The sequence below is a fragment of the Streptomyces sp. NBC_00250 genome, assembly GCF_036192275.1.
GTDB lineage: Bacteria > Actinomycetota > Actinomycetes > Streptomycetales > Streptomycetaceae > Streptomyces.
Window position 1 is genome coordinate 1,416,587 of sequence record NZ_CP108088.1, and the last position, 13,113, is coordinate 1,429,699.

A 13,113-nucleotide genomic window follows, 5' to 3' on the forward strand; every position below is an offset into this window, starting at 1 on the left:
GCGGCAAGAGTCGTTCCCGAGAATCTCGGGGGATTCCACGCCAGACCCGGTCGTCCCAAGTGACGTTGCGGGCACGGCGAATGATCGCCCTGCACCGCTTGACACCCACTCCTCCCGCACGGAGCATCGAAGCGCTTCGAACGCTCCGCCCTGTCGGCATCCAAGCTCCTCTGCAAGGGACTCGCACGTGACCGCACACCGGCCGCCCTTCCGTGACCCGGCGCTCCCCGTCGCCTCCCGGGTCGACGATCTGCTCGACCGGCTCACCGCCGACGAACGCCTCGCGCTCCTCCACCAGTTCACGCCCGGTGTCGACCGGATCGGACTCGCCGCCTTCCGCACCGGCCAGGAGGCCCTGCACGGCGTCGCCTGGATGGGGCCGGCGACCGTGTTCCCGCAGTCCGTGGGCCTGGGGGCGAGCTGGCACCCGGAGTTGGTGCGCCGGGTGGGCGAGGCGGTGTCCCGCGAGGCGCGGGCGATGCGCGCCAAGGACGACCGGGTCGGTCTCAACGTGTGGGCACCGACGGTGAACCTGCTGCGCAACCCGCTGTGGGGACGCGGCGAGGAGGGATACGCGGAGGACCCGACGCTGACCGCCGCGATCGCCACCGCGTACACCCGGGGCCTGCGCGGCGACCATCCCGTGTACTGGCGTACCGCACCGGTCCTCAAGCACTGGCTCGCCCACAACAACGAGGCGGCGAGGGACACTTCCTCCGCTTCCGTACGACCGCGGGTGTTGCACGAGTACGACCTGCGGGCCTTCCGCGGACCCGTGGAGGCGGGCGCGGTGGCGGGGGTGATGCCCGCGTACAACCTCGTCAACGGCCGGCCCAACCACCTCTCCCCGTACCTGGAGGAGGAGCTGCGCACCTGGACGGACCAGGAGCTGCTCGTCTGCTCGGACGCGGGCGCGCCCTCCAACCTGGCCGACTCCCAGGGGTACTTCGCGACGCACGAGGAGGCGGTGGCGGCGTCGCTGCGCGCCGGGGTCGACTCCTTCACCGACCACGGAACGGACACCTCGGTGATCCTCGGGCGGCTGCGGCGGGCCCTGGAGGCCGGACTCATCGAGCAGAGCGACGTGGACCGGGCGGTACGGCGCCAGCTGACCGTGCGGTGTCTGCTCGGCGAGTTCGACCCGGACCTCGGTCCGTACGCGGCCGAGGACCGGTTCGACACGGCCGAGCACCGGGAGCTGGCCCGCGAGGCGGCGGAGGCGGCGATCGTCCTGCTGCGCAACGAGCCCCTGGGGCCCGGTGGCCCGGTACCGCGCGACGAGCGCCTGGATTCCGGCGGCCCGGAACTGCTCGGCAGGTCCCCGGAGCGACCGGACCGCCCGCTGCTGCCGCTCGCGGACGACGGGCGGCGGATCGCCGTGGTGGGGCTGCTCGCCGACGCCTGCAAGCTCGACTGGTACAGCGGTTCGCTGATCCACCGCTCCTCCCCGCTGGACGGGCTGCGGGAGCGGTTCGGCGCGGACCGGGTGACGTTCGCCGAGGGCGTGGACCGGGTACGGCTGCGGACCGCGTCCGGCACCGTGCTGCGGGTGCCGGAGGGCGGCGCGGCCGACGCGGTGCGGGGCACCGAGGTCGCGCTCGACCCGGCCCTGCTGGCGGGCCGGACCGACCTGCCGCCGCTCACCGCCGACGCGGAGGGCTCGGAACTCGCCCTGGTCGACCGGGGCGACGGGGTGCTGACCCTGCGCGCCCCCGACGGCCGGTACCTGTCGGTCGCCGAGGACGGGTTCGTCCGCGCCTCGGCGGACGAACCCGGCGGCTGGGTCGTCCAGGAGACCTTCCGGCTCGAAGCCCATGAGGGACACGCGGGGCGTGAGGAACACGGGAACCGACACCTCCTTCTGCACCTCGGTACGGGTGGCTACGTCTCTGTCGCCGCCGACGGCGTGAAGGTTGCCGCCGACCGGGAATCGGCCGAACCCTTCACGGTGGAGGTGATCGAGCGGGGCGAGGAGGCGGTCGCCCGGGCCGCAGCCGGAGCGGACACGGTGATCGTCGTCGCCGGGAACGACCCGCACATCAACGGCCGGGAGACCGAGGACCGTACGACGCTCGCCCTCCCCGCCCACCAGGAGCGGCTGTGGCGGGCCGCGCACGCGGCGAACCCGCGGACCGCCCTCGTCCTGGTCTCCTCGTACCCGTACGCCGTCCCGGAGGCCGCCGCCACGCTCCCGGCCCTGCTGTGGACCGCGCACGGCGGGCAGGCGGCCGGTACGGCGCTCGCCCGGATCCTGGCCGGTGACGTCTCCCCGGCGGGGCGGCTCCCGCAGACCTGGTACGCGGCGGACGAGGACCTGCCCGACATGCTGGACTACGACGTCATCGGCGGCCGGCAGACGTATCTGTACTTCGACGGCACACCGCTCTTCCCGTTCGGGCACGGCCTGTCGTACACGAGCTTCGCGTACGAGGAACTGACGGCCGCCGTCGACGGCGGGACCGTGACGGTCTCCTGCACCGTCGCCAACACGGGTGCCCTCACCGCGGACGAGGTGATCCAGGTGTACGCGCGCGTAGTGGCGCCCTCCGTCCCGCGCCCCCACCGGGAACTCGTCGCCCACGCGCGCGTGGGTATCGCTCCGGGCGCGTCCACCGCGCTCTCCTTCGAGGTGCCGGTGGCGGTGCTCGGGTACTGGGACGTGGCCCACGGCCGGTGGACGGTGGAGCCGGGCCCGTACGAGATCCAGGTGGGCGCGTCCGCCGCGGACATCCGCCGCACGGTCCGCGTCGAGGTGGCGGGCGAGGCACCGGGCCCGCGTCCGGTCCTGGTGGAAGGCCTCGCCGCGGCCGACTACGACGGGCAGTCCGGCACGGTGATCGTGGACCGCACGAAGGTTTCGGGCGACGCGGTGACTCCGGCGGACCCGGACGTGGACGGCCGCCTCGTCTACCGGGCCTGTGAGTTCGCCGACGGCGTCTCGGAGGCGGCGGTGACGGTCGCGGGCGAGGGAACGGTGGAGCTGTCCCTCGCCGACGGCACGCTCCTGGCCCGGTTCGAGGTCGAGCCGACGGGCGGGCCGTACGCCTACCGCACCCTGGTCGCCCCGGTGCTCGCGCAGGACGTGGTGGACCTCCGGGTCGCCCTGCGCGGGCGGGTGCGCCTCGCCCACGTCGGTTTCGTCGGCTGAGGGACCGGCGGAACCGACCCGAGAGCCCGGCACCGAACCTTCCGGTGCCGGGCTCTCGTCGTACGCGGGGGGGGTCAGGCGCCTGTGCCGCGTGCCGGGACGGCCGCGAGAGCGACGGGCAGTGCGGCCGCGACGAGCACGGCGGCCGCCCAGAACGGCCCCAGGGGCCCGGCCGAGGTCCCCAGGGTCGCGGCCGCGAGGAGGGGGCCCACCGTCGCGCCGACGTTGAAGGCGGCGGTCGCGTAGGCCCCGGCCATGGTGGGCGCCCCGGCCGCCGCGTACAGGGACCGGGCGATCAGGGTGCCTCCCAGCGCGAACGACAGCGTTCCCTGCACGAGGACGAGCCCGAGGAGGACCGCCGGCCGGTCCGCGAACAGCGCCACGGCGGGCCAGCCGAGGAGCAGCAGCGGGCCGCCGACGGCGAGGACCAGGCCGGGGCGGCGGTCGGAGAGCCGGCCGGCGGCGGTGATCCCGGCGAAGGAACCGGCTCCGAAGAGGACCAGGGCGACCGGGACCCAGGGTTCGGCGAGTCCGGCGGATCCGGTGACCACGGGGGCGAGGAAGGTGAAGGCGCCGAAGGTGGCCGCGTTGACCAGGGCTCCGGACAGCAGGACCAGGAGGAGCCGCGGACTCCTGAGCCGCGCGAACTCCGCCCGCAGCGCGGGCCGGCCGTCCGTGGACCGCCGGGCGCCGGGGTCGAGCCGCCCACCCTCCATGTCTCGCCGACTGTCCGCGTCCCGCCGGCCGACCATGTCTCGCCGACCGTCCGCGTCCCGCCGGCCGTCCGCGTCCTTGCGTACGGGGTGGGTCGGGACGCCCCGGAGGACGCCGAGCGCGGCGGGGAGGCACAGGGCGGCGACCGCCCAGAACGCGGCGCGCCAGCCGAAGAGGCCGCCGAGAAGCGCGCCGCCCGGCACGCCCACGACCGTGGCCACCGTCGTGCCGGAGAGCAGCACGGCGAGCGCACGGCCCTTCCGCTCGGGCGGGACGAGAGCGGCGGCCGTCGTCAGGGCGACGGCGAGGAAGCCCGCGTTGGCGAGGGCGGCGGCGACACGGGTGGCGAGCAGGACCGTGAAGCTGCCGGTGACGGCGCCCACGGCATGGGCGGCGAGGAAGGCCAGGACGAATCCGAGCAGTCCGGCCCGGCCGGACCGGTCACGGGCGAGCGCGGCCGTCAGCGGGGCGCCGACGACCATGCCGATGGCGAAGGCCGAGGTGAGCGCGCCGGTCGCGCCGACACTCACGCCGAGATCGTGGGAGATGTCGGGCAGCAGCCCGGCGAGCATGAACTCCGAGGTGCCCATGGCGAAGACCGCCAGGGCGAGCAGGTACAGGGAAAGGGGCATCGAGGAAGGCGTCGAGGGACGCGTCAAGGGGGGCTCCGGGGTGGGGAGGGTGGTGAGAACGACGTCTCGTCACCACGGTCAGCCCACCGACCTGGGCACACCGGCGCGGCCCGTCCGGCCGCGCGGGGCGGCGGGAGGGCGCGAGCGGACTACCGGCTCACAGGTCCGGACGTGCGAGGAATCAGGGGATCAGGGGGCTGACGGCGTGACCGAAAGCCCCCACCCTGGATGCTTCGGGGCTCGACATGGCGGGCAGGTTACCCGTCTCCCAGCACCCGGCGCACCCTGTTTTCCACGCGCCTCAGACCACCCAGGCACCGTCCCGCATCAGGTGGCGCCCGGCGAGTTCGGGCTCCTCGTGCCATGCCTCCACGGCGGTGGGCCGGACCCGGAACCAGCCGTACGCGGGGCCCGAGTTCCGGGGGTCCCAGCCGCACTTCGCGGCGAACTCCTCGATCGCCGCGGCCGGTACGTCGCCGACGGAGAGGGTCGTCACCTCGCCGTCGATCAGGACGACGTCCCGGGTGTGCCCGAGTGAGAGCCGGGCCCGTCCGCCGGTACGGAGGTTGCGGCCGGTGGGGTTGGTCAGCCGGGTGCACAGCCAGATGTCCGTGCCGTCCCAGTGGAAGGCCAGCGGTACGAGGTACGGCGTCCCGTCGGCACTCGCCGAGGCCACCCAGATGTCCACCTCCTCCGCGAGCCGCGCGAGGAGGTCCTTCTTGCGCTGTTCGGGATCTCGTATCGTCCGGGTGTTCGTCATGGCCCGACCCTACGGCCCGACCCCGAGGGCCGTCCCGGTCATGATCCGTCCGCCCGCAGAACCCGTACCTCGTACGGCAGATCCGTCCCGGTCACCGTCGCCCGCGGCCCCTCCGGCGTTCGGGTCACCCGGTAGACGGCCGCCGGGGCGCCCGTGTGGTCGGGGACCGTGACCGTCACCGCGCCCCGCCCCTCCCCCGTATCCCCCGGCGCCACGAGCAGCGTCAGGCCGTCCAGCCAGTCGCCGTCCGGGCGCGTGTCGTCGGCGCCCAGGGGGAGGACCGCGCCGGGGCGGACGTACAGCGGGAGGCTGTCGAGGGCGTGGGTCTCCCGGCGCCAGCACGGGCCGGTCACCGTCTCGCCCGTGAGGAGGTGGGTCCAGTCGCCCGCCGGGAGGTAGACCTCGACCTCGCCCCCGGGACCGAGCACGGGCGCCACCAGCAGGTCGGGGCCGAGCATGTACTGCCGGTCCAGGGTCCGGCACGCCGGGTCCTCCGGGAACTCCAGGAGCATCGGCCGCATCACCGGCACCCCCGTCGCGTGCGCCTCCGCGGCCACCCCGTACAGGTACGGCATCAGGCGGTGCTTGAGCCGGGTGAAGCGCCGGGCGACCTCCACGGCCTCCTCGCCGAACGCCCAGGGCACCCGGTACGAGTCGCTGCCGTGCAGCCTGCTGTGCGAGGAGAGCAGCCCGAAGGCGAGCCAGCGCGTGAAGACCTCGGGCTCGGGTGTGCCTTCGAAGCCGCCGATGTCGTGGCTCCAGAAGCCGAAGCCGCTCAGGGAGAGCGAGAGTCCGCCGCGCAGGGATTCGGCCATGGCCTCGAAGGAGGCCCAGCAGTCGCCGCCCCAGTGGACGGGGAACTGCTGGCCGCCGGCGGTCGCGGAGCGGGCGAAGAGGACGGCCTCGCCGGTGCCGCGTTCCTTCTCCAGGAGGTCGAAGACGGTCCGGTTGTAGAGCTGGGCGTAGTAGTTGTGCATGCGCTCGGGGTCCGAGCCGTCGTGCCAGACGACGTCGGTGGGGACGCGCTCTCCGAAGTCGGTCTTGAAGCAGTCGACGCCCTGTGCGAGCAGCGGTCGCAGCTTGTCCTGGAACCAGGTCCTGGCCTCGGGGTTCGTGAAGTCGACGAGGGCCATGCCGGGCTGCCACAGGTCCCACTGCCAGACGTCGCCGTTCGGCCGCTTGAGGAGATGGCCCCGCTCCCTGCCCTCTTCGAAGAGGGGGGATTTCTGGGCGATGTACGGGTTGATCCACATCCCGACGCGCAGGCCGCGCGCCTTGAGCCGGGCCAGCATGCCCTCCGGGTCCGGGAAGGTATCGGGGTCCCAGCGGAAGTCGGACCACTGGTACTCGCGCATCCAGAAGCAGTCGAAGTGGAAGACGGAGAGCGGGATGTCCCGTTCGGCCATGCCGTCGACGAAGGAGGTGACGGTCGCCTCGTCGTAGCGGGTGGTGAAGGAGGTGGTCAGCCAGAGGCCGAAGGACCAGGGCGGAGGCAGGGCGGGGCGGCCGGTGAGCGCGGTGTAGCGGGCGAGGACGTCCTTGGGGGTGGGGCCCGCGACGACGAAGTATTCGACGGTGTGGTCCTCGACGCTGAACTGGACCTGGCCGACGGCCTCCGAGCCGACCTCGAAGGAGACGCGGCCGGGGTGGTTGACGAAGACGCCGTAGCCGCGCGAGGAGAGGTAGAACGGGATGTTCTTGTAGGCCTGTTCGCTGCTGGTGCCGCCGTCGGCCTGCCAGATGTCGACGCTCTGGCCGTTCTTCACGAAGGGGGTGAAGCGCTCGCCGAGGCCGTAGATCTGCTCGCCGACGCCGAGCGCGAGCTGGACGGCCATGTGGTGGGCGCCGTCCGGGGTGGTGACGAACGCGGTGCCCTTGCGGCCGGCCTCGGTGAGGGCACGCCCTTCGGCGTCGCCGAACTCCAGGGTCCAGGGCGCAGATCGGTCCAGACGCAGCCGCAGCGGCCCCGAGGCCAGCTCGACGACCGTTCCGTCCGTGCGGAGTCTGCCCGCCCCCGATCCGGGGCGGTCGAGCTCGAAGTCGGGTCCGCGGTGGGCCTTCCCCGCGTGATGGGTGACGCGTACGCCGATCACGCCCTCGGCGGGCGCGTGGCACTCCACGGTCAGAAGGGCCGAGTTCAGGGTGTCGCCGCGGGTCTCGACCCGCTTGACGGAGGCGTAGGCGGTGAAGCGGTCGGCTTCCGGGCGCAGATCGCGGACTTCGGTGGCGTACGAGGCGTGGACGCCCTCGCGCATCAGCCAGAAGCCGTCGGTGAACTTCATGCTGGTCCTTGGGGGTGGGGTGGGGAGGGGCTGCACCGAGCCCCCAATAGTTATCCCAGAAAACAAAACCGCGAACCAGCCCCACAGCCGAGTGATCACCGCCGGACCCCGCCGTAGAAACCGCTTGCGCGAAGCATTGACGAAACACGAACGCCCCCATAGCTTCATGCCCGTTGCACTTCGTACGTCATATATGAGACGCGATACATGAGATCTGAGAGTGCGCCATGGCCTTCGCCCCCAGCCCCATCCCCTCCCGCACCCAGTACGTCCTGGAAGCGATCAAGCACGACATCCTCACCGGGGGCCTCAGACCCGGGCAGGCACTCGTGGAGACCGAACTCGCCGCGCGTTTCGGGGTGTCGAAGACCCCCGTCCGCGAGGCGCTGAAGACCCTCGCGGGCAGCGGGCTCGTGGTGATGAGCCAGTACAAGGGCGTCACGGTCCGGATGGTCGACGCGGACATGGCCCGCGCCGTCTACGACGTGCGGCTGCTCCTGGAGCCCGAGGCGGTCCGTCGGGCCGTCGCCTCCGGCGCCCCGCTCGACGCGGCGCACGAGGCGCTGCGTCGAGCGGCCGGGGCCGACGACCCGGCCGAACGGTCCCTGGCCAACCGCGACTTCCACCGCGCGCTCTACCTCCCCTGCGGCAACCCGCTGCTCGGCCGGATGCTCGACGAGGTGCGCGACCAGGCCGCGCTGGTCTCCACGGTCGCCTGGGCGGCCGTCCCCTCCTGGGAGCGCGAGGCCGCGGAGCACGAGGAGATCCTGCGGCTGGCCGACGCGGGCGACGTCGACGGCGCGGGCCTGGCCGTGCACGACCACATCGCCTCGTTCGTCGAGCGCGCCTTCCCGCACTCCCCCCTGCACCCGTCCCCCATGGACCCGCCCCCGACGAACCGGTCCCCCATGAACCAGTCCCCCCTGATCAGCGAATGAGCGGGCAGCACGTGAGCATCGAGTTCGACACCCTGAGGACCGCCCTGGCCGACGTCGTGGCCATCCCGGTCACGCCGTTCGCCGAGGACGGCTCCGTGGACACCGTCACGCACCGGGCGCTGTTGCGCCGGCTCCTGGACGGCGGGGTCCGCACCCTCACCCCCAACGGCAACACCGGCGAGTTCTACGCCCTCACCCCCGAAGAACGACGCTCCCTCACCGAGATCACCGTCGAGGAGGCGGGCGACCGCGCCGCGATCCTGGTCGGTGTCGGCCACGACGTGCCGACTGCGGTCGAGGCCGCCCGGCACGCCCGCGCCACCGGCGCCCACATGGTGATGGTCCACCAGCCCGTCCACCCGTACGTCTCCGAGAGCGGCTGGGTCGACTACCACCGGGCCATCGCCGAGGCCGTCCCGGAGCTCGGCGTCGTCCCCTACATCCGCAACCCGCTGATCGGCGGGGGCCGGCTCGCCGAACTCGGCGCCGTCTGCCCCAATGTCGTCGGTGTGAAGTACGCGGTCCCCGACGCGGCCCGGTTCGCCGGCTTCGCGCGGGACGCGGGCCTCGACCGGTTCGTGTGGGTGGCGGGCCTCGCCGAGCCGTACGCCCCCGCCTACTTCGCGAGCGGCGCCACCGGCTTCACCTCCGGCCTGGTCAATGTCTCCCCCGCGCTCTCCCTGGAGATGCTGGGCGCCCTGCGGGCCGGCGACTACCCGAGCGCGATGAAGGTCTGGGAGCGGATCCGCCGCTTCGAGGAGCTGCGCGCGGCGAACGGCAGTGCCGACAACGTGACCGTGGTCAAGGAGGCCCTCGCGTCCCTCGGCCTCTGCCGCCGCGAGGTCCGCCCGCCGAGCCGCGAACTCCCCGAGGCCGAGCGGGCCGAGGTCGCCACGATCGCCGCCGGGTGGCCGATATGAGCACCGGAGACCCGGCAGGGGCCGGGCGGCGCCCCGAGGACCTGCGCAGCCACCAGTGGTACGGCACCGACGGCCTCCGCTCCTTCAGCCACCGGGCCCGCACCCGGCAGCTCGGCTATCTGCCCGAGGAGCACCTCGGCAAGCCGGTGATCGCGATCCTCAACACCTGGTCCGACATCAACCCCTGCCACGTCCATCTGCGCGACCGCGCCCAGGCCGTGAAGCGGGGCGTGTGGCAGGCCGGCGGATTCCCGCTGGAGTTCCCGGTCTCCACCCTCTCGGAGACCTTCCAGAAGCCGACCCCGATGCTCTACCGCAATCTCCTCGCCCTGGAGACGGAGGAGCTGCTGCGCTCGTACCCGGTGGACGGGGCGGTGCTGATGGGCGGCTGCGACAAGACGACTCCCGCGCTGCTCATGGGTGCGGCCTCGGTCGACCTGCCGACCGTGTTCGTCCCGGCGGGGCCGATGCTGCCGGGGCACTGGCGGGGCGAGACCCTCGGCTCCGGTACGGACATGTGGAAGTACTGGGACGAGAAGCGGGCCGGGAACCTCGGCGACTGCGAGATGGCGGAGCTGGAGAGCGGCCTCGCCCGCTCCCCCGGGCACTGCATGACGATGGGTACGGCGTCCACGCTGACCGCCGCCGCCGAGACGCTCGGCGTGACCGTGCCGGGCGCGTCCTCGGTGCCGGCGGTGGACTCGGGGCACGACCGGATGGCCGCGGCCTCGGGGCTGCGGATCGTCGAACTCGTACGGCAGGACCTGCGGTTGTCGCGGATCCTGACGGGGGAGGCGTACGAGGACGCGGTCGCCGCGGTGCTCGCGCTCGGCGGTTCGACCAACGCGGTCATCCATCTGATCGCGATGGCCGGGCGCTCGGGGGTGAAGCTGACGCTCGACGACTTCGACCGGATCGCGCGGACGGTCCCGGTCCTCGCGAACCTGCGGCCGGGCGGGCGGTTCCTGATGGAGGACTTCCACTTCGCGGGCGGGATGCCGGGATTCCTCTCCCGGTTGACCGACGTCCTGCACCTGGACCGGCCCACCGTCTCCCACGCCACCCTGCGGGAGCAGCTCGACGGGGCCCTCGTCCACGACGAGGAGGTGATCCGCGACCGTGCCAGGCCGCTGGCCGCCGAGGGAGGGGTGGCGGTGCTGCGCGGCAACCTCTGCCCCGACGGGGCGGTCATCAAGCACATCGCGGCCGAGCCGCGGCTGCTGAAGCACACCGGCCCCGCGGTCGTCTTCGAGGACTACCGGTCGATGCAGCGGACCATCGACGACCCGGCGCTCGGCATCACGCCCCAGCACGTGCTCGTGCTGCGCGGCGCGGGTCCCAAGGGCGGGCCCGGGATGCCGGAGTACGGCATGCTGCCCATCCCCCGGTACCTGCTGGAGCAGGGGGTTCGGGACATGGTGCGGATCTCCGACGCGCGGATGAGCGGGACGAGTTACGGGGCGTGTGTGCTGCACGTGGCGCCCGAGTCCCATGTCGGCGGCCCCCTTGCCCTCGTCCGTACGGGCGATACGATCACCCTCGACGTCGCGGCACGCTCTCTCCGTCTGCACGTCACGGACGAGGAGCTGGACGTCCGACGGGCCGCGTGGACACCGCCGCCGGCCCGGTACGAGCGCGGCTACGGCGCGCTCTACATGGAGCAGATCTCCCAGGCCGACACGGGCTGCGACTTCGAGTTCCTGGCCAGGCCGGGAGCCACTCCCGATCCGTACGCGGGCTGACACCCGCGCCCCACACCCGCCTCACAGCCCCTCCTCACACCTCCAGCTCCACCCGCCCCACCTTGTCCGAAATCTCGAACGTCGTTCGCGAAGCGCTTCACCGAGAACGGAGCCGCCGTCATGGCCTCAGCTGTGACCCCACCGCCCCGAGCCGTCACGGCACGGAGCCGCCGCCGCACGGGAGCGACCCCCCGCCGACTGCCGTACCTGCTGATCGCCCCCGCCGGACTGCTGATGCTGGGCTTCATCGCCTACCCGGTGCTCAGCGTCTTCTACTACAGCCTCCAGCACTACAACCCCACGAAGCCCTGGCGGAACGGCTTCGCCGGCCTGGACAACTTCACCCGGATCTTCACGGACGACCCGCGGTTCTGGGGCACGTTGACCTTCAGCCTCAAGTGGGTCGTCGTCGAGGTGACGCTCCAGCTCCTCTTCGGTCTCGCGCTCGCCCTCATCGTGAACCAGACCTTCGTCGGCCGCGCCCTGGGCCGGGCCCTCGTCTTCTCCCCGTGGGCCGTCTCCGGGGTGCTCACCTCCGCGATCTGGGTGCTGCTCTACAACTCCCAGACCGGCATCAGCCGTTATCTGGCGGACATGGGCGTCGGCACGTACGGCACGTCCTGGCTCTCCGACACCGCGACCGTCTTCCCGGCGGCGATCATCGCCGACCTCTGGCGCGGGGTGCCCTTCTTCGCCATCCTCATCCTGGCCGACCTCCAGTCCGTACCGAAGGACCTGTACGAGGCGGCCGAGGTCGACGGGGCGGGCCGGGTCCGCCAGTTCGTCCACATCACCTTGCCGCACATCCGGGACGCGATCGTCCTGTCCACGCTGCTGCGCGCGGTCTGGGAGTTCAACAACGTCGACCTGCTGTACACGCTGACCGGCGGCGGCCCCGCGGGCGAGACGACCACCCTGCCGCTGTACATCGCCCACACCAGCGTCGACGCCCACAACTTCGGATACGCCTCCGCCCTCACCACGGTGGCGTTCGTGATCCTTCTCTTCTGCTCGATGGTCTATCTGCGCCTGAGCAAGTTCGGAGGCGACGGCAAGTGACAGCCGAGTCCACCCTGAGCCCGGCCCCGGCCGACGTGACCCCGTCCCGGGCCGCGCAACCGCCCGACCGGACCCCGCCCTCCGCCGCCCGCGCCAGGCGCAGGGCCTGGGACGAGGTGCCCCGCTGGCAGATCTATCTGCCCCTCGGGATCTACCTCCTCTTCACCCTGATCCCCTTCTACTGGATCCTGCTCTTCGCCGTACGTCCCGCCGGCTCCACCTCCCTGCTGCCCTGGCCGATGACGACGGCGCACTTCGAGAAGGTCTGGAACGAGCGGAGCTTCGGCGTCTTCTTCCAGAACAGCCTGCTCATCGGTGTCGCCGTGCTCATCAGCACCACCGTCGTCGCCCTGGCCGGCGGTTACGCGCTGGCCCGCTTCGACTTCAAGATCAAGAAGGGCTTCATGCTGGCCCTGCTCTGCTCGCAGTTCGTGCCGGGCGCCCTGCTCCTCGTCCCGCTGTTCCAGATCTTCGCCGAGCTCAAGATGATCAACTCGCTCGGCAGTGTGATCATCGCCGAGACCGTCTTCCAGCTCCCGCTGTCGATGATCCTCATCAGCGGCTTCATCAGGAATGTGCCGTACTCCCTGGAGGAGGCGGCCTGGGTGGACGGCTGCAACCGCTTCTCCGCCTTCCGGATCGTGGTCCTCCCGCTGCTCCGGCCCGGACTGGTCGCCGTCGGCTCCTTCGCCTTCGTGCACGCCTGGAACCACTTCCTCTTCGCCCTGATGTTCCTCAGCAGCCAGGACAAGCAGACGATCCCGGTCGGCCTCAACACCCTCATGGGCGCCGACAGCGTCGACCTCGGGGCGCTCGCCGCGGGCGGCGTCATCGCCGCCGTGCCCGTCGTCATCGTCTTCGCCTTCATCCAGAAGTGGCTGGTCACCGGCTTCAGCGCCGGGGCGGTGAAGGGATGAA

General features: G+C 72.3%; 9 protein-coding genes. 6 read left to right on the top strand and 3 right to left on the bottom strand.

Features of this window, described 5'->3' with window-relative positions; all coding sequences use genetic code 11:
* Positions 1–187: 187 nt before the first annotated feature.
* Complete coding sequence (locus OG259_RS06275; RefSeq protein WP_328941289.1) at positions 188–3,148, top strand: glycoside hydrolase family 3 C-terminal domain-containing protein; 2,961 nt, start codon at positions 188–190, stop codon at positions 3,146–3,148.
* A 74-nt stretch (positions 3,149–3,222) separates the two neighbouring features.
* Here OG259_RS06275 and OG259_RS06280 read toward each other — a convergent pair whose 3' ends face one another.
* The 3 genes from OG259_RS06280 to yicI form a co-directional block, all read right to left on the bottom strand.
* Entirely contained in the window at positions 3,223–4,494 is a 1,272-nt protein-coding gene (locus tag OG259_RS06280) for an MFS transporter (RefSeq protein WP_328941290.1), read from the bottom strand.
* Positions 4,495–4,795: 301 nt separating this feature from the next.
* Entirely contained in the window at positions 4,796–5,254 is a 459-nt protein-coding gene (locus tag OG259_RS06285; protein WP_328941291.1) for a pyridoxamine 5'-phosphate oxidase family protein, read from the bottom strand.
* Between the two features lie 38 nt (positions 5,255–5,292).
* Complete coding sequence (gene yicI, locus OG259_RS06290; protein ID WP_328941292.1) at positions 5,293–7,536, bottom strand: alpha-xylosidase; 2,244 nt, start codon at positions 7,534–7,536, stop codon at positions 5,293–5,295.
* A 227-nt stretch (positions 7,537–7,763) separates the two neighbouring features.
* Here yicI and OG259_RS06295 point away from each other — a divergent pair, with 227 nt between their 5' ends.
* The 5 genes from OG259_RS06295 to OG259_RS06315 all read left to right on the top strand — a co-directional run bounded on the left by OG259_RS06295 (position 7,764) and on the right by OG259_RS06315 (position 13,112).
* Positions 7,764–8,474 carry a GntR family transcriptional regulator gene (locus OG259_RS06295; protein WP_328941293.1) on the top strand — a complete coding sequence of 237 codons (711 nt, stop codon included), beginning with the start codon at positions 7,764–7,766 and terminating at the stop codon, positions 8,472–8,474.
* Positions 8,471–9,394, top strand: coding sequence for a dihydrodipicolinate synthase family protein (locus OG259_RS06300; protein WP_443051921.1), 924 nt, complete (start codon positions 8,471–8,473; stop codon positions 9,392–9,394). Before OG259_RS06295 ends, OG259_RS06300 begins: the two co-directional genes overlap by 4 nt.
* Complete coding sequence (araD, locus tag OG259_RS06305; RefSeq protein ID WP_328941295.1) at positions 9,391–11,136, top strand: L-arabinonate dehydratase; 1,746 nt, start codon at positions 9,391–9,393, stop codon at positions 11,134–11,136. The genes OG259_RS06300 and araD overlap by 4 nt, the downstream gene beginning before the upstream one ends.
* A 120-nt stretch (positions 11,137–11,256) precedes the next feature.
* Positions 11,257–12,195, top strand: coding sequence for a carbohydrate ABC transporter permease (locus tag OG259_RS06310; RefSeq protein ID WP_328941296.1), 939 nt, complete (start codon positions 11,257–11,259; stop codon positions 12,193–12,195).
* Between the two features lie 35 nt (positions 12,196–12,230).
* A complete protein-coding gene (locus OG259_RS06315; RefSeq protein ID WP_443052114.1) occupies positions 12,231–13,112 on the top strand; it encodes a carbohydrate ABC transporter permease in 882 nt (293 codons plus the stop codon).
* Position 13,113 lies beyond the last annotated feature (1 nt).

Excerpts from the sequence above, each read along its gene's own strand:
- OG259_RS06300 (WP_443051921.1), top strand. The coding sequence starts at position 8,471 with ATGAGCGGGCAGCACGTGAGCATCGAGTTCGACACCCTGAGGACCGCC.
- OG259_RS06280 (WP_328941290.1), bottom strand. The coding sequence starts at position 4,494 with ATGCCCCTTTCCCTGTACCTGCTCGCCCTGGCGGTCTTCGCCATGGGC.
- araD (WP_328941295.1), top strand. The coding sequence starts at position 9,391 with ATGAGCACCGGAGACCCGGCAGGGGCCGGGCGGCGCCCCGAGGACCTG.
- yicI (WP_328941292.1), bottom strand. The coding sequence starts at position 7,536 with ATGAAGTTCACCGACGGCTTCTGGCTGATGCGCGAGGGCGTCCACGCC.
- OG259_RS06310 (WP_328941296.1), top strand. The coding sequence starts at position 11,257 with ATGGCCTCAGCTGTGACCCCACCGCCCCGAGCCGTCACGGCACGGAGC.
- OG259_RS06285 (WP_328941291.1), bottom strand. The coding sequence starts at position 5,254 with ATGACGAACACCCGGACGATACGAGATCCCGAACAGCGCAAGAAGGAC.
- OG259_RS06295 (WP_328941293.1), top strand. The coding sequence starts at position 7,764 with ATGGCCTTCGCCCCCAGCCCCATCCCCTCCCGCACCCAGTACGTCCTG.